The organism is Phycisphaerae bacterium, from assembly GCA_035384605.1.
Classification (GTDB): Bacteria; Planctomycetota; Phycisphaerae; order UBA1845; family PWPN01; genus JAUCQB01.
The window spans coordinates 19615-35369 of the sequence record DAOOIV010000008.1 but is presented as its reverse complement, the minus strand read 5'-3'; the positions used below and the strand labels follow the sequence as shown (position 1 = coordinate 35369).

Annotated in this window: 13 protein-coding genes and 1 riboswitch; of the genes, 8 read left to right on the top strand and 5 right to left on the bottom strand. The window is 61.8% G+C overall.

Translation table 11 applies throughout. The annotated features are described in order from the left end of the window. The first annotated feature begins 53 nt into the window (after window positions 1-53). The 8 genes from PLL20_03810 (at window position 54) to PLL20_03775 (ending at window position 8147) form a co-directional block, all read left to right on the top strand. Entirely contained in the window at window positions 54-701 is a 648-nt protein-coding gene (locus PLL20_03810) for a hypothetical protein (protein ID HPD29096.1), read from the top strand. After that, window positions 698-1585, top strand: coding sequence for an ATP-binding protein (locus PLL20_03805; GenBank protein HPD29095.1), 888 nt, complete (start codon window positions 698-700; stop codon window positions 1583-1585). Before PLL20_03810 ends, PLL20_03805 begins: the two co-directional genes overlap by 4 nt. Next, entirely contained in the window at window positions 1582-2634 is a 1053-nt protein-coding gene (locus tag PLL20_03800; protein ID HPD29094.1) for a 4Fe-4S binding protein, read from the top strand. Before PLL20_03805 ends, PLL20_03800 begins: the two co-directional genes overlap by 4 nt. A 303-nt stretch (window positions 2635-2937) precedes the next feature. Next, entirely contained in the window at window positions 2938-4107 is a 1170-nt protein-coding gene (locus PLL20_03795; protein HPD29093.1) for an aminotransferase class I/II-fold pyridoxal phosphate-dependent enzyme, read from the top strand. A gap of 311 nt (window positions 4108-4418) precedes the next feature. Then, window positions 4419-5474 carry a metallophosphoesterase gene (locus PLL20_03790; GenBank protein HPD29092.1) on the top strand — a complete coding sequence of 352 codons (1056 nt, stop codon included), beginning with the start codon at window positions 4419-4421 and terminating at the stop codon, window positions 5472-5474. Further along, complete coding sequence (locus tag PLL20_03785; GenBank protein HPD29091.1) at window positions 5426-5908, top strand: hypothetical protein; 483 nt, start codon at window positions 5426-5428, stop codon at window positions 5906-5908. Before PLL20_03790 ends, PLL20_03785 begins: the two co-directional genes overlap by 49 nt. A 303-nt stretch (window positions 5909-6211) precedes the next feature. Further along, the gene (locus PLL20_03780; protein HPD29090.1) at window positions 6212-6610 is read left to right on the top strand and encodes a transcriptional repressor; all 399 of its coding nucleotides are present in this window, start codon (window positions 6212-6214) and stop codon (window positions 6608-6610) included. Window positions 6611-6689: 79 nt separating this feature from the next. After that, window positions 6690-8147 (top strand): catalase, encoded by a 1458-nt coding sequence (locus PLL20_03775; protein HPD29089.1) that lies wholly within the window; start codon window positions 6690-6692, stop codon window positions 8145-8147. Between the two features lie 182 nt (window positions 8148-8329). Here the strand turns inward: PLL20_03775 and PLL20_03770 are convergent, their stop codons facing one another. The 5 genes from PLL20_03770 to PLL20_03750 all read right to left on the bottom strand — a co-directional run bounded on the left by PLL20_03770 (window position 8330) and on the right by PLL20_03750 (window position 15727). Next, window positions 8330-8848 carry a cob(I)yrinic acid a,c-diamide adenosyltransferase gene (locus tag PLL20_03770; protein ID HPD29088.1) on the bottom strand — a complete coding sequence of 173 codons (519 nt, stop codon included), beginning with the start codon at window positions 8846-8848 and terminating at the stop codon, window positions 8330-8332. A 67-nt stretch (window positions 8849-8915) separates the two neighbouring features. Further along, the gene (locus PLL20_03765) at window positions 8916-9728 is read right to left on the bottom strand and encodes a DUF1559 domain-containing protein (protein HPD29087.1); all 813 of its coding nucleotides are present in this window, start codon (window positions 9726-9728) and stop codon (window positions 8916-8918) included. A gap of 17 nt (window positions 9729-9745) precedes the next feature. After that, on the bottom strand, window positions 9746-10837 hold the full coding sequence (locus PLL20_03760; protein HPD29086.1) for a hypothetical protein: 1092 nt from the start codon (window positions 10835-10837) through the stop codon (window positions 9746-9748). A gap of 75 nt (window positions 10838-10912) precedes the next feature. Further along, on the bottom strand, window positions 10913-12421 hold the full coding sequence (locus tag PLL20_03755; GenBank protein ID HPD29085.1) for a PEP-CTERM sorting domain-containing protein: 1509 nt from the start codon (window positions 12419-12421) through the stop codon (window positions 10913-10915). Between the two features lie 239 nt (window positions 12422-12660). Then, a riboswitch (cobalamin riboswitch) is annotated at window positions 12661-12933 on the bottom strand. Between the two features lie 580 nt (window positions 12934-13513). Then, window positions 13514-15727 carry a hypothetical protein gene (locus PLL20_03750; protein ID HPD29084.1) on the bottom strand — a complete coding sequence of 738 codons (2214 nt, stop codon included), beginning with the start codon at window positions 15725-15727 and terminating at the stop codon, window positions 13514-13516. Between the last annotated feature and the right edge of the window lie 28 nt (window positions 15728-15755).

Here is a 15755-nt window from a genome sequence, read left to right as displayed (position 1 = left end):
TTCGGGCGATGTCGATGGTTCGTGGTGGTTGGTGGCGCAGGGAGTCGATTGGAATGCTGAGGGACATTCGCATACAGCTCAAGGCTCACGTGCCCTTCACCGCCTTTGGCACTGCCACAGGCATCGCCATCATGGCGCTCATTGTGTGGACCGGTGTGTCCCAGTCCACGTCCAGCGCTCTTTTCTGGACCTTTCATCCCATTCATGTGTTTCTCAGCGCGCTGGCGACGGCGGCGATGTACAGGCTTCACAGCGGAGGCAAGCTGTTGGCAATCGTCCTGGTCGGATATGTCGGGTCAATCGGAATCGCGACCTTGAGCGATTCGGTCATCCCGTACGTCGGGGAGTATCTATTGGGATTGCCGAATAGGGGCGTCCACTTTGGATTTATCGAAAAGTGGTGGCTGGTCAATCCTCTTGCGCTGTTGGGGATTGCCGTCGCGCGCCTGTGGCCACAGACGAAGTTCACGCACTCGGGCCATGTGCTGCTGAGCACCTGGGCTTCCTTGTTCCACATGACCATGGCTTTGGGGGACAACGTGACCGCACTGACGTGGGCACTTCTTCCCGTTTTTCTGTTCCTGGCGGTATGGGTTCCCTGCTGCACGAGCGACATTGTGTTTCCGCTGATCCTGGCGAGGCGCCGATTGCCGGTCGACGCTCCGCGAGAACAAAGCGAGGAGGCGTACCGAACATCATGAGAATCGCTATAGCCAGCGGCAAGGGCGGGACCGGCAAAACCACGGTGGCGACGAACCTGGCCTACGTAGCCTCGCTCGACGGCCGCACCGTTGCCTACGTTGACTGTGACGTGGAAGAGCCCAATGGACACTTGTTTCTCAAACCGGAGTGGCTGGTAAGCAAGCCGGTCACGCGCCCCGTGCCGCAGGTCGATGAAACCAGGTGCACGCAGTGCGGTCGCTGCGGCGAGATTTGCCAGTACAGCGCGATCGTGCCGCTCGGAACCACGGTGTTGGTTTACCCCGAACTCTGTCATGGCTGCGGCGGATGCAAGCTGGTGTGCCCGGCGGGGGCCATCACCGAGACCCCACGCCAGATCGGCGTTCTGGAAATGGGATGGTCGGGAGACATCCAGTTCAACCGCGGCGTGCTGAACATCGGCGAAGCGATGAGCCCGCCGCTGATCCGGCAGGTCAAGTCGGCGCCCCCCAAGACGGATCTGACGTTGATCGACGCCCCGCCCGGCACCTCGTGTCCGGTGATCGCAAGCGTTCGCGGCGCTGACTGCGTCGTGCTGGTAACCGAGCCGACACCCTTCGGGCTGCACGATCTCAAACTGGCCGTTGAGATGGTCAGGACGCTGAATCTCCCGCCGGGCGTTGTGGTGAACCGAGCGGATGCCGGTAACCGGGCCACGTGGGAGTATTGCAGCGGGAATCAGATTCCGGTTCTAGCGGAGATACCAGATGATCGGCGAGTCGCCGAGGCGTATTCGCGAGGACAATTGGCCGCGTTGCTTTCGCAAGAGTACCGGGATCGCTTCAGAAGCCTGCTTCGCGAAGTGACGACACTGGCGACCTCTCCGCGGCCTCATGCCGTGATGAGCGGAGGGGGTTCGCGATGAGAGAACTGGTCGTCATCAGCGGCAAGGGCGGAACAGGCAAGACGTCGATTGCCGCCTCGCTGGCCGTCCTGGCCGGCCGATGCGTGGTGGCTGACTGTGACGTCGATGCCGCCGATCTTCATCTTGTTCTCTCACCGCAGGTCAAGGAGTGCCATGACTTCTACAGCGGTCATCAGGCAGTCATTCGTCAGGCGGACTGCACCAGTTGTGGGATGTGCCTGGCGCATTGCAGATTCGGCGCCGTGGTACGGCGGTTCCCGGAGGGAAGCTCGGGAGTGATTGTCGGGAGCACGTCCTATGATTGTCATTCCTGCGCTTACTGCGAAAGATCCTGCCCCGCAAGAGACAACGACATGATTCAGGCTATGAGCGAAGCGATAGGTGAAACGCGGCAAGGCGCGCTGGCGGTTGACCCGATCGCCTGCGAAGGATGCGGTGTCTGCGTCCAGGTCTGCCCGGTGCGCGCGATTGACTTTCCGGAGCGTTTGTGCGGCGAGTGGATGGTGTCCGAGACCCGTTGCGGCCCGATGGTGCACGCCAGGCTGGGCGTCGCCTCCGAGAACTCCGGGAAGCTCGTCAGTATCGTTCGCGGTAATGCCCGCCGTATCGCCGAGGAGCGGAGCATCGAGTTGATTATCATCGATGGTGCACCGGGGTTAGGCTGCCCGGTCATTGCGTCGATCACCGGGGCGGGGCTTGTGCTGGTGGTCACGGAGCCGACGCTGAGCGGCGAGCACGACTTGAGACGGGTCATCCAGTTGACCCGCCATTTCGGCATCGTTGCGACCGTGTGCGTCAACAAGTGGGACCTGAACCCCGAGATGTCAGAACTCATCGAAGCGTATTGTCGGGAGCATTTCATCCCGGTGGCCGGCCGGATTCGCTACGACCGCGCATTCACCGAGGCACAGATCGACGCTCGAGCCGTTGTGGAAGCATCCGATCATGGGGCTTCGGAGGACATACGTCGTCTGTGGGATGCCATCCGGGACGGTTTCGATACGCTCACCCTTCAGGAGGATCCGCATCATGGGACGTCCTCATCGTGAGACAGTGGTCACCATTCGAGTGGACGCTTGCCTGGCGGACATGTTGAAGAGCGTCCCGAACCGTTCCGCGTTCATTCGTGATGCGATACGCGTCGCACTCGCCCGGCAGTGTCCTATATGCCATGGTGCGGGCGTTGTGGCCGTTGGCGATCCTACCGAAACCGACAATACCTCCCCAATGCAGGCCGGGCAGCCGCACGCACGCGAATCCTGAGGCAGGATGAAGCGGTTTATGATACGATACGGGCGTAGTGGTCCAGGCAACGACCAGACGCTTTTTCAGAAGGAAAGGAAAACGACGGAATGGCCCCCGATCCCTTGACTCCGTATGGCAACCGGCCGATGGTCACGCCCATCGTCAATGCCGTGAACTATGAATACCTCTCTTTCGACGTGCTCCGCCAGATTACCGACGGCGAGATCGACGGCTATACCTACCACCGCGATGACAATCCGACGGTTCGCGAGGTCGAACGGAAGATCGCCGCGCTCGAAGGGGCCGAGGACTGCGTCGTCTGCACCTCCGGGATGGCCGCGTGTACGATGGTGTATCTGACGTATCTCAAAACCGGCGACCACCTGATCATCTTCCACGACACCTACGGGGCGAACTACAAGGTGTCGTTGATCCTGGAGCGGATGGGTGTGCAGATCACCTGGCTCGATGCCGACGAGGCTGACCGGATCGGCAAGCACATTCGGCCCAACACACAGATGATCTTCCTGGAAACGCCCAGCAACCCGCTGTGCAAGATTATCGACGTGGGCGCGGTCCGCCAGGCGGCCGATTCCGTCGGGGCCATGCTCGTCGTGGACAACACCTTCGCCACTCCTTACCACCAGCATCCGCTGGAATTGGGAGCAGACCTTGTCGTTCACAGTGCCACCAAGGCTCTCGGGGGACATAACGATCTCATGGCCGGCGCGATCGCCGGTTCGAAGGAGCACTACAATACGTTGTGGTTCACCCGCCAGGCGATCGGCAGCACCCTGGACGCCTACTCGGCGTTTCTCCTGGACCGCGGGCTCAAAACGTTTGAGCTGCGGGCCGAGGCCATTTCCCGGCGGGCCCAGATTGTCGCCGAGTTCCTGGCGCAGCACCCCAAGGTGACCCGCATTCTGTACCCTGGTCTCACCAGCCACCCGGGGCATGCCGTCGCGGTGCGCCAGATGCATGGAGGGTTCGGCGGGATGCTGGCTTTTGACGTCGGCGAAGATGAAGAGGACGCCAAGCGTTTTGTCGCGGCGCTCAAGACCATCTATCACGCGGTCAGCCTCGGGTCGACGGAGTCACTGATCTGTATTCCGTATTTGACTACGATGCTTTACCTGCCGCCCGAGCGGCGAACCATGTTCGGCGTCCGCAAGAACACGGTACGGCTTTCGATCGGCATCGAACCGGCCGAAAAGCTCGTCAAGGATCTGAAGCAGGCGCTGGCATGCGTGCCGGAAAGGGCGGTGCAGAACTTTTGAGAGCTTATGTGAAGACGGTAGGGCATAGTCGGAGCCGGCAAAGGTGGCGAAGACCTGCCGGCCCGAGCTCAACAATATGGCAGGTCTCGGTCGCCGCGGCGACCTCGACGCGGCCCTACCGACTTGACGGAGAAGCGCGAGCGAATCCGAGCGACCAGATCTCGATCGTCCGAACAATCTGGGAGCGACGGATGCGCCCGACGGGTCGAGCCGAACAGGCAACGCCGACTCGATGTCGCCTGGATTCTGTCTTCTGATCGCCTGAAGCTCGTGTCGTTGTGGAACACCAGAATGGACCGCAAGGAGGCAGAATGAAAACTGTCGTACGCTTGCCGTGCCGCAACCTGACATCCGCCTACACGGGGTTCGTTTGGTTCAGCGTACTGCTGATTCTGCAGTCAGGCGTCGGCTGCACGGGACCAGCAACCCAAACCGACGCCCGGCGTCCGTTCTCGATCGTGATGCTTCCGGACACGCAGATATACAGCGAGAAACGGCCGGATCTGTTTTTCGCCCAGACCAACTGGATCAAACTCAACCGCGACAAGGAGAACATCGTTTTCGTTACACACGTGGGCGATCTCGTCCAGAACCACGGCTACGAGCCCTCGCAGTGGAGGGTTGCCGACGAGGCCATGGCCGTCCTCGACGGGGTGGTTCCTTACGGCATCGCGATCGGCAACCACGACTATGACAGCGACGAAGGCGCCCGCAAGGGCATCGCGACGATGTATCTGCGCTATTTCGACCCCGAGCGGCGATTCAAGGGCCGGCCGTGGTACGGCGGCGCGTCGCCCAACGGCCTAAATTCGTACCAGCTTTTCTTCGGGGGCGGGGTCGACTTCGTCATCCTGCATCTTGAACTGGATGCGCCCGACGATGCCCTCGACTGGGCGCGGGGTGTTCTCGACCGGCATCCCACCCGGTCGGCGATCATCACCACGCACAGCTACCTGCGAGGCGACGCCGGGGTCGGTCGGCAGACGCAGCGAGAGTGTCGCAAGGATGGCAACTCGGGCGAGGAGATGTGGCAGAAGCTCATCCGCCGCAGCCCGCAAGTTTTCATGGTTCTCTGCGGCCACATTGGCAGTGTCGGGGAGTATCACCAGATCTCGCGAAACGACGCAGGTGCCGACGTGCTCGAAATGCTCGCCGACTACCAGGAGCGCGAGAACGGCGGCAACGGCCGGCTGCGGCTCATCCGTTTCGTGCCGGCCGACAACGAGATTCAGATTCGGACCTACTCGCCCGTGCTCGATCAATTCGAGACGGATGCCAAGAGCCAATTCGTGGTCCCCTGGAATAGGAGCCCGATGCCATGTTGCCGATCGTTCACGTTGCACCGCACTGGTCGTGGGTGTGCGTGATGGTCAAGCGAATGCTCGGAGGAACCGAAACCGACCCGCCTCGTGCCGGCGGATGCAACGTCTGTGGCATCGTGTTTCTCCTTGCCGTGTTGCTCGCATTTCCGGGTTTGGCGTGGTACGCGGGCAGCGCCGTGAAACAGGTCATCTCAAGGGGCGACGCGGAAAGCCGCCTGGGGCGCATGCGGGACGACGTCGGCCGAGAGCGGCGCGGGGGCGGGAACGGTGAGGGGCGGGGACAAATCAGCGGTTCCATGTCCCTCGGAAACATCCGGGCCGCCACGGGGGTGACGGCGGATACGCTGAAGTCTGATCTTGGGTTGCCCTCGGACGTTTCTGACCAGGAACGGGTAGGACGACTGTCCCGCCGGCATGGATTCAACGTGGCCCAGATCCGAGACATCGTCGCAAAGCGCGTATCCAAACCGGGGGAGTAAAGACTTTTTGATATCGCCCATTGGGACGAGAATCCGATCCTGCGGCAACAACGTCGAATCGGGCCGGGAGGCGATCACCCCCAAGTGGCAGAGCGGGTCAACCGCCCCATGAACACAAACCACTTCCCATAAGCGGTTTGTCCGAACGAAAACGCGGCCGAGGCCGAGAGGGTCAGGCGGTCGTCGGCGCGGCCGGTTCCGTGACGGTTCGGGCACCCATGCCGTCAGCGGCTTGTTTGCCAGTGCCCTCCGGAAACGCAGCGGCTCTTGACAAAGTCCGGACTTAGACCTAGTCTAATCATCGTGGAGGATCTGATCGCCATTCTTCGTCGGCACGGCATTCACCCGACGCCGCAGCGTCTTGCGGTAGCTCGGGTCGTGCTCAACCGTGAAAGCCATCCTTCGGCCGAGGAGGCTTGGGCGAAGGTTCGCAAGCGATGTCCGACCATCTCCCGGGCCACGGTCTACAACACGTTGAACCTGTTCGTGAAAAAGGGATTAATGAGGCAGCAAGTGCTCAAGGAAGGATTGGCCCTGTTCGATGCCGAAGTCCGGCCTCATCACCACTTCATCGACGAGCAGACGGGCAAGGTCTACGACGTGCCCTGGGAGGCTCTTCGCGTGACGGGTGCGGAATCGCTTCGCCGGTTCACAGTTCGGGAGTATCAGGTCGTCCTTCGCGGCCGCAGGCAGAAGAAGTAAGTTTTTTTCATCATGATTTGGATGATATCTAAAACGGGACTTAGTCTTGCACTGCTCTTCACTCAGAAAGGAGAACGCTATGAATGAAAAGAAACTGACCAACGAGGTCGGAGCGCCGGTTGCCGACAATCAAAACGTTCTGACCGCCGGGCCGCGCGGCCCGATGTTGTTGCAGGACGTCTGGTACCTGGAGAAGCTCGCTCACTTCGACCGCGAGGTTATTCCGGAGCGGCGGATGCACGCCAAGGGCTCGGGGGCTTATGGAACGTTCACCGTCACGCACGACATCACCCGCTACACCAAAGCCAAGATCTTCTCCAAGGTCGGCAAGAAGACCGACGTGTTCGTCCGGTTTTCCACGGTGGCCGGGGAGCGCGGGGCGGCGGATGCGGAGCGAGACATCCGCGGGTTCGCCATCAAGTTCTACACCGAGGAGGGCAACTGGGACCTGGTGGGCAACAACACGCCGGTCTTTTTCCTGCGAGATCCGCTGAAGTTTCCCGACCTCAACCATGCCGTGAAGCGCGATCCCAAGACCAATCTGCGCAGCGCCCGCAACAATTGGGACTTCTGGACGTCGCTGCCCGAGGCCCTGCACCAGGTCACGATTACGATGAGCGATCGGGGCATTCCGTATTCTTACCGCCACATGAACGGCTACGGCAGCCACACGTTCAGCCTCATCAACGCCAAGGGTGAGCGATTCTGGGTCAAGTTTCACCTGAAGACCCGGCAGGGAATCAAGAACCTCACCGACGCCGAGGCCGAGGCCATCATCGGCAAGTGCCGGGAAAGCCATCAGCGCGACCTGTTCGAGAGCATTGAGAAGGGCGATTTTCCCAAGTGGGACATGAAGATCCAGGTGGTCCCGGAGCAAGGCGCCGCCAAGTTCCCGTTCAATCCGTTCGATCTGACCAAGGTCTGGCCTCATAAGGATTATCCGCTCATCGACGTGGGCGTACTCGAGCTGAACAAGAACCCCGAGAACTACTTCGCCGAAGTTGAGCAGGCGGCGTTCAACCCGGCCAGCATCGTGCCCGGCATCGGCTTTTCGCCTGACAAGATGTTGCAGGGGCGGCTGTTCTCCTACGGTGATGCCCAGCGTTATCGCCTGGGTGTCAATTATCATCTGATCCCGGTCAACCGCGCGCGTTGCCCGGTCCAATGTTTCCATCGCGACGGCAGGATGCGGGTGGACGGCAACTACGGCGGCACTCTGGGCTACGAGCCCAACAGCTACGGCGAGTGGCAGGAGCAGCCGGAATTCCGCGAGCCGCCTCTGGCCATCGAGGGCGCGGCCGACCACTGGAGCCACCGCCAGGACGATGACGACTATTACTCCCAGCCCGGTGCCCTGTTCAGGCTGATGAGCCCCCAGCAACAGGAGGCTCTATTCGGCAATACGGCCCGGGCGATGGGCGATGCACCGCGGGAGATCAAGATCCGCCACATCGGGAACTGCCTGAAGGCCGACCCCGCCTACGGCGAGGGTGTTGCCAAAGCCCTGGGCATCCCGCTGAGCGAAGTGCCCAAGTAGGGCCGGCGACGGAAACGGCCCTGACCGGCTGCGCGGATTTCCCGGATCATACACGGCACGCACGGCGAACGAATCGGAGGGTCGCCGGCGCTCGCTACAGGCGTCGCCGACGTTCATTCGCGCGTCGCACTTCGTGTGGAAGGCCTCGCGTGGTTTCCTGCCAGGCGGAGGGCAGGCATGGTTCACATGTCGACGCCGATTCGGGCCAAGACGCCGCGGCGGAAATAGTGCTTGACCTCGCGCATTTCGGTGACCAGATCGGCGATTTCAATGAGTCGCGGATGAGCCGCCTGACCCGTGATGACCAGCTCCAACGGTTCGGGTTTCTCAACGATCAACTGGAGCAGCCAGTCCAATGGGAGAAGACCAAGCTTCACGGCAACGTTCGCCTCGTCCAGAACGACCATGTCGTACTCGCCGCCGTGAACCGCGGATTCCACCTCACGCAGACCGAGTGAGGCTATCGTCACGTCCGCCGGCGTCGCTTGTCCCCGAACGAAGTGCGGAAGTCCGAACTGCCTCAGCACCACCCGATCGGACAAGCGTGCGAAAGCGCGCGACTCACTACTGTCCATGCCCTTGGCGAACTGGGCGATAAACACCCGATGGCCGGCACCAACGGCTCTGAGCGCCAAGCCCAGGGCGGCAGTGGTCTTGCCTTTCCCGTTGCCGGTATATACGTGAACGTAGCCTTGTGGCATATCAGGACTCCTCCGCCTTGTCGCGTTGTCATTTGTTTTCGTGAGGTTCATGCCGCCTGGCCCCACGTCAGTCCAAGTCATATAGGCCGTTGTCGGCCGACAGAAACCCGGTTGGGACATCCCCATGCGGCCGCACGTTGGGCTGGTCGAACGCATAGGTGTCGGCAAAACGCTTGATCCACGACTCGGCATGGCCATCGGCAAACACCACGTTCGTGCGTTTCAGGTGGCGATATCCCTGGGTGCCGGCCGATCTGCCCGAAAACGAGCCGTCGCGGCCCTTGAACGGCGACCGCATGAATTTGTTGGCCCCGGCGACGTACTCGCCATCGCCGAACAAGGTGCAGCCGGCCGATCGTCGGATGTCTTCGGGACGAGCCGGGTTCTCTTTGACGACGAGCTTGCCGGTTGGGACGGGCGGCCATTCCAAGACCTCCGCGTAGTATTCGCAATACCCCACGTAGCTGCTGTTGTAGTTGTAGCCCGTATGGGAGTAGTCCACCCAGTTGTCACCGCCCTGATAGCTGGGACACTGATTGATCTCGTCGATCGTCTTGCCCTGCCAGAGAAGGCCCGGCTTGACCGTGGCCTTGCGCTGCCCGCCTTCCCATCGGTAGTGGACCCGCAAGTCCCAACCATACGAAACCGATCCGTCGGGACTGCCGTAGAGATACGGCGGAAATCGTCCGTGCGTGGTGGCGTAGGAATGCGCCGCGACGCCCATCTGGTGCAGGTTGCTCAGGCACTGTACGCTGCGAGCGAGATGCCTGGCTCGGCCCAACGAGGGCAGCAGAATCGCCAGAAGCATCGCGATGAGCGCCGCCACGACGAGCACCTCAATCAGGGTGAATCCGCGTCGCTCACGCTGACGGCCGTTCATCGTGATTCTCCGAAGACTCACAGGCCTTTGCAGTCCGGATCGGCTGCCACATCCGGCCCGGAGTAGCATCTCTGGACGACGGCGAAGTCCGCCTGATCGATGTCTCCATCCTGGTCGAGATCGGTCCGCTCGCATCCCGCGGCCGGTGGCCCGAGTCCCGGACCGGTGGCGCAAGACTCAAAGAAGGCCATGTCATCCACATCAACGTCCGTATCACAGTCGAAGTCTGGAGCCGGAGCGTCGGGATCGACATCGGCGACCGCGTCGATCTCAGGCGTCATACCGCTGCCGACCGGGTTGTCGATGCGGATGTACCGAAACCATTGGAGGCCGACGTCGTCGAGGTCGAATCCCGTACCACCGGCGCAGTAACCGTACTTCCGCGCGTAGTGGGCCAGCGAGTGACCCACGAAATCGGCCGGTCCGAGGTTCGGGTTGAAGGGAATCAGCGGGTGCGTCGGTGCTCCCCACCAGCCGTTGTGGGGCAAACCGGACGGGGCATTATCGGGGTCGTAGATCCGGCCCAGCGTGGGGGCGAACATGTCGGCCCCGGGCGGGTTGTCAAACGTGTACCAGACCGTCATCTCGGGATATGCGGGATCATAGTGCTGGGCCACGGAGACCGTGCCAGGCTCGGCCCACATGCTTGACGTGCCGATGATGCACTGGCTCGGGTCACCGTTGCGCCAGTAAGAGCCACCGTTGATGACCTGAAAGGCGTTGCCGAAGATGATGAAGTCGATTCCGCACGGATTCCGCGGATCGTTCTCCACCGCATGGTCAAACGCAAGGACCAAGCGTCCTCCTTCACCGATAGACACCATCTCCCAAACGCGAAATGCCGGGTAGACCGGAACTACGGTAATCGGATCGGTCGGCGGACCGGTCCACCAGTCGCCAGTGGTATCTATAGTCGGTCGCCCAAGTGAAGCCTCGGGCAGGTTAAAGGGCGTGTTCCAGATCCAATCCACTGGGACCGGGCCGCCTTGCTGGTACTCGACGACTTCAACGGCGAAATCCGAGGGGCTGTAAACGTAGTCATAGGCCACGGCAACGGAACCCATCGCTACCAGGATCGTTGCTGCACACGTAACAATCGTTCGTGCCATCTGTGTCTCCTCCAACAGCAAAGGCCGACCTCGCCCCGCGAAGGAGCGAGGCCGGCGCGGTTGCGCTTCCTCTCATCATCTACGACGCAGGACACATAGTGATCCAGTCAGGAACAGTGATGAGCTGGCGGGATCGGGGACCTGTGCGGGGACCGGTTCAGATGGTGCGCTTCCGGAGAAGCCGGGGGCCCAACTCCAGCCATCCCAGCAGTTGTTGGTCAGTGTTCGGCCTGACATACCCGTACCGCTGAAGCCCCAGCTCGGACTGTCCCCGCTACCGCTGAGCCAGTAGCTCCAGTAGCCGGCGCTCATCCAGCCTTCCTTCCAGTGGTCGGCAGTATCGGTCGGCACGCGCGAGTCATTCGGACTGCCCATCGCCATGCCGCCGGCGTCGAAGCTCAAGGCAGGCGAGACTCCGAACACGCCGTCATTGTCGAGGTCGTAGCCCATGCCATAGAGCGCGGCGCCGTAGCCGCCCGATCCGCTGACGAGCGCGAACAGCCGAGCGTCGGCCGCGACAATGTCCCGCAGCATGTCCTCACCCTTCTTCGTGCCATCCCAGCGATAGCCCCAGACCAGCGATTCCGCAGACGTGCCGTCGTTCCAGTCGATGATGAAACCGGCACGATTACTGCCCTTGCCGATCCAGTAATCGATGTCGTCGAACGTGACCGCCTGAACGGGGCCGGTCTTGAGCAATCCCATGCACAACACGACACCCGCAAACAAGCGCAGCGATGCTCGCCGAGATTTGCGTCGCGCGGTCAACAATGCGCAAGTCAAGCCGATGAGGGCCAACGACGCCGGCTCGGGCGCGACATTGATGACGCCTATCCCCTGTCCGGCCGGCAATCGGAAATCGAAGCCGCCGGTTCCTGTGGTCAGCCAGTTATCGAGAATCGGATTGCCAAGGCTGTCCAAGAAGGAACCGTTGCCAGGAATGTCCACGAGCTTCACGAACCGGATGTTATTGAGATCGACCTGGCCGCTGAGTACCAGCGGCTTGTTGATCAGTTCCGCGAGATCGAAAGGTGTGCCGTATCCGGCGGCGTGCTTACCGGCCAAGTTGTATACGTTGGACACGTCATAACCGGCGAACGCGCCAGAGCCCGCGACCGGAGCCGTGTTGGTTGAAATGCCGTCGAAGCGAACGAAATCAACACCGTTGGTGGAAACCTCCACATAGGCGAACTCTGCGAACAGCCCATTCGGCGAGCCGTACGCAAATCCGTTCTCGAACACCGCGAAGTCGTGACCGGCACCGTCGCGGATGCCCGTCGGGAAGGTCACCGTGAGATAGCCGGGCGAGTCTCCACCGGCGATCTGCGCGGCGTCCAGATCGCCCAGGCTGTTGTAGCCGGTGAGCGAAATGCTGGTGCTCCCACGCGGGGCAAAATACGTGCCTGCTCCCAGCGGAAGGATCCGGTCGGCCCACTCCACGAAGAGCGGGCTGCCGGCGGGGATCGCAGGATCGACCCCGTGGGCGGTGTCGGCGGGCCCGCTGTAAGGACCTGCCAAGGTCGGCCCGCCCCAGGCAGCGGCAATCAACCCCATACCTGTAATCAACAGCTTGCGACGATACATGCTTTACCTCCTGCTCCCCGATGCGCGCGGGGAATCCCCCTGAACGATGTCAGACTCGTTTGATTCCTCGTGTTCGAGGGGTGGCCAAGGCACGGTACGGCTGTCCAGGGGAGCGACAGCCGATCCCTTGGTGTCCCGAGCGCGAGGACACATTGTGGCCCACCGCGTTCGGGAAACGTCAAGGCTGCTCGATCATCTGTGATAAAGGGAGCAAGACCTTGCGGTCCCAAAAACGCGAGGACCCTTAGGCTCCGACAGGCAGGTCTTCCGGCTCAGAGCTGCTTCCCGCTCGCCTTCCCATCGAGGCCCGTTGCAGGCTCGACAGTGGCATACTGAGCGGGACGCCGGCGGGCTGTTAACCACGAATCATGATGCCCGCCGCCCATCACGGCGGCGCGTCCGCGGTGGAATTCCCTTCTCGTTCCGTGAGAAGGGTTACCACGCTTCCCTTTTCACCCGGTTTCCGCAGAACGTTCAGCGGGTCTCCGGGTACCTGTCAACGGCGGAATACTACCACGGCGCGGACAAGTGTCAAGAGGGTCTTGTCGAATTGCAGAACAATCACGTTGCGGAATCGCTGAACGGCGCCGCATCGCCTCCCCAGCCCAAGATGAACAGTTGTGAGCCGAGAACGGCTTTGGCGATAGCGCCAGGGCCTTTTGTGTCCAAAAGTCGTGACTACATTTGGACGACCTCGTCGCTTAGCCGCAACCGTCGGCGCAGATCCAGCCTCAATCACTGAAACGGAACCTCCTGGGCCTTGTCGGGATCGTCACGCACGGCAGGTAGATGGGATGTTCTTCGGCGTCGACCGTGCGAGCCGACGGGACGAGGTCTGCACCCTTGTTCTTCTGGAACTCTTGCACCGGGGTTCGCGGGGCCTCGCCGAGCCTGCCAGCCCTCATCCACCGGCCCAAATGCTCCATGAACCGGGTGTGTGGGGTTCCGACAGGTTTAGGCCGCGGTTGTTCGCCCTGATTTGCAGAGGTTCGATCCGAAGACACCGCCATTGCCGAAGGCAGAGGCCGCCCGCCAAGCGGGCCCACTGATGTTGATTCCCCGCGGCTCCAGAGCCGGGCGCCCGGACGGCAGTCAGTAAGCCAGCCGGATCTGTATTGCTCCGCGTTGGGGCGGGAGACTCAATGTATCGCGGGTAAAGCTGGTGGTCGGCTGCTCGTTCACGGTGACTCTGGTCAGATTCCGGCCCGCGGGGTGGCGAAGCCGGATGTCGATCGACGCGGGCAACCGGGCGGCGGGCGGATCAAGCCGGATACGGATCTGGCTCGCGTCCTCGTCGGACTCGATCACGAATGATAGCGGCCCGAAGGCGGTGGCGGCATTGCGGACCTCGATACGTTTGCCGGCCTCCAGCCACGCCTGGGGGATTGCGTGTCCGATGAGCAGCCGCTCGCCCTCTTCGCGCAGCAGCATCATCCGCAGGAGGCGAAGCTGCTGTGTGCCCGAGTAGAGATGCGGTGTGGTCGGGGTAGGTTCGCCGGTCATGATTTGTGTGACTTCCACGCCACAATACGTGTCGCGCCCCATGCCATAGGCCAACGTTGCGTAGAAGCCCAGCAGCGCTCGGCGCACCTCATCCCGCCGCAGGCAGTTCAACCAGTAGCCGTAAGTGTACGCGTGATCGACGCCGCCGTCGAATTCGCACATGCCCATGATCAAGCCCCCGCGCCGCTCGAGGGCATCAACGACCCAACGGGCGCGCTCATCGGCGGCGGGCAGGAACTCGCTCTCCAGGAACATCGACGCGATCAGCCCGTAGTAGCCGCCTGCCCTGTAATTCGTGCTCTTGAGCAGACGGTGCGTATCCGGCTCCATCGGCAGCAGTCTCATGCCGTCGCGTTCGAAAGCCGCAGCATCCATGGAGCGCAGAATATCGTTGCGGTAGGCGGTTGCCTCGGCGGTGAGTCGTCGGGATTCATTCTCCATGCCGACCGCCGCCAGCGCCGCGGCCGTATGTTCCAGACCGATGCAGCAGTAAGCGTCGGCATAGTAGTTCACCGTCCGCTCCTGATAGTCCGCGTAGGGAGTGAAGCGGATCAGGCCGTGGGTCACGGGTTTCGGGTCCGCCGTGGTTGTGGTCGGCAGGCGGCGTTGGGCGATTGTCCAGTCGCACATTTTCACCATTGCCGGGGCCATGCTTCGCAACCACGCATCGTCACCGGTCATTCGATGATGCTCACACAAGGCGAAGAGCAGGGCCCCGTGGTCCGGCAGGCCGTAGTTCACGAAGAAAAGACCGTCAGGCCGCAGAAACGTCAACAGTGATTCGAGATATCGGCGGGAATCCTCGTGACGTCCCCACAGATCGAGGGCGTGGCAATAAAGGGCGGCGGAGTAACCGTAGACCTGTTCGTAGAAGCCGGCGCCGTCGTGCGGCTCATACACATCACCCTTCTTGTCCACGTCGAGGTAATTGTACGCCAGCCACGCTCGACAGGCGTCGTTGATTCTTGGTTCCGGGGTATTGACGACCGTGCCCGAGTTCAAGATCGCGGTCCAGCTTTGCCTGACCTCGTCGAGGCGCCGCTCGAATTCGCCGGCGTCAACCTCGGACACCGAGGCCGCCTCCAGTGGCAGAGCCATTTTGAAGCAGACCCCGGCCGTGCCTTGAGCGGCCACACGGAGGCTCTTGCGCAGCGGTTCTTTCACGACGGTATTGGGCGCACAACGCAATACGATGTCCACATCGTGCGGCGTATCTGACCGGTTTGAGGCCTGCAAACGGCAATATGCGTACAGATCCTTTTCGGGGCTCATGGTTTCGGACCAGCCGAAGACGGTCTCTTGATATACGAACTGCTCGTGCCTCCAATCGGCAACCACGATGGGAAGGTAACCCTGAAGCAGGCGCTTCGTGCACCCGCCTGTCCCGAACCGCACCGCCGGCGATGCCACCTCGAAATACGCGACGGTTCCGGTCTGCTCCCATGTCTGGGTGTCGTCGGGGATCTGGATCGTGCCGTCGTATTCGACCCCGATCTCATACCGGTGGTCCTTGACGCCCACGACCTCGCGCGGCTTCGACATCGCCGGCAGCACATCGGCGACGCTCTCATACGTGGGATCAAACGGCCGGCGGAGAATGTTTGCGCCCAGCGGTTCGTGATCCTTGAGTTGCTGCAAGCGGTGCTCATCCGTCGCTGTGACCACGGAGACCGGCACTGTCCTGGTTGCAGCCATAGGGCCGGGAGTGGACCGACCCGAGACAACGGGTTGGGCCCCAAGACCGACGGAGAAGAGCATCACGCCCTGCCACGCCAGTGCCAGGATGATTTGCGGTCTGACCATTGTGTCTCCTCCTTCTGTCCGGCCGCTT

Bases quoted from the DNA above. Each gene is read 5' to 3' on its own strand.
- PLL20_03810 (HPD29096.1), top strand. From the start codon at position 54: ATGCTGAGGGACATTCGCATACAGCTCAAGGCTCACGTGCCCTTCACC.
- PLL20_03805 (HPD29095.1), top strand. From the start codon at position 698: ATGAGAATCGCTATAGCCAGCGGCAAGGGCGGGACCGGCAAAACCACG.
- PLL20_03800 (HPD29094.1), top strand. From the start codon at position 1,582: ATGAGAGAACTGGTCGTCATCAGCGGCAAGGGCGGAACAGGCAAGACG.
- PLL20_03795 (HPD29093.1), top strand. From the start codon at position 2,938: ATGGCCCCCGATCCCTTGACTCCGTATGGCAACCGGCCGATGGTCACG.
- PLL20_03790 (HPD29092.1), top strand. From the start codon at position 4,419: ATGAAAACTGTCGTACGCTTGCCGTGCCGCAACCTGACATCCGCCTAC.
- PLL20_03785 (HPD29091.1), top strand. From the start codon at position 5,426: ATGTTGCCGATCGTTCACGTTGCACCGCACTGGTCGTGGGTGTGCGTG.
- PLL20_03775 (HPD29089.1), top strand. From the start codon at position 6,690: ATGAATGAAAAGAAACTGACCAACGAGGTCGGAGCGCCGGTTGCCGAC.
- PLL20_03770 (HPD29088.1), bottom strand. From the start codon at position 8,848: ATGCCACAAGGCTACGTTCACGTATATACCGGCAACGGGAAAGGCAAG.
- PLL20_03765 (HPD29087.1), bottom strand. From the start codon at position 9,728: ATGAACGGCCGTCAGCGTGAGCGACGCGGATTCACCCTGATTGAGGTG.
- PLL20_03760 (HPD29086.1), bottom strand. From the start codon at position 10,837: ATGGCACGAACGATTGTTACGTGTGCAGCAACGATCCTGGTAGCGATG.
- PLL20_03755 (HPD29085.1), bottom strand. From the start codon at position 12,421: ATGTATCGTCGCAAGCTGTTGATTACAGGTATGGGGTTGATTGCCGCT.
- PLL20_03750 (HPD29084.1), bottom strand. From the start codon at position 15,727: ATGGTCAGACCGCAAATCATCCTGGCACTGGCGTGGCAGGGCGTGATG.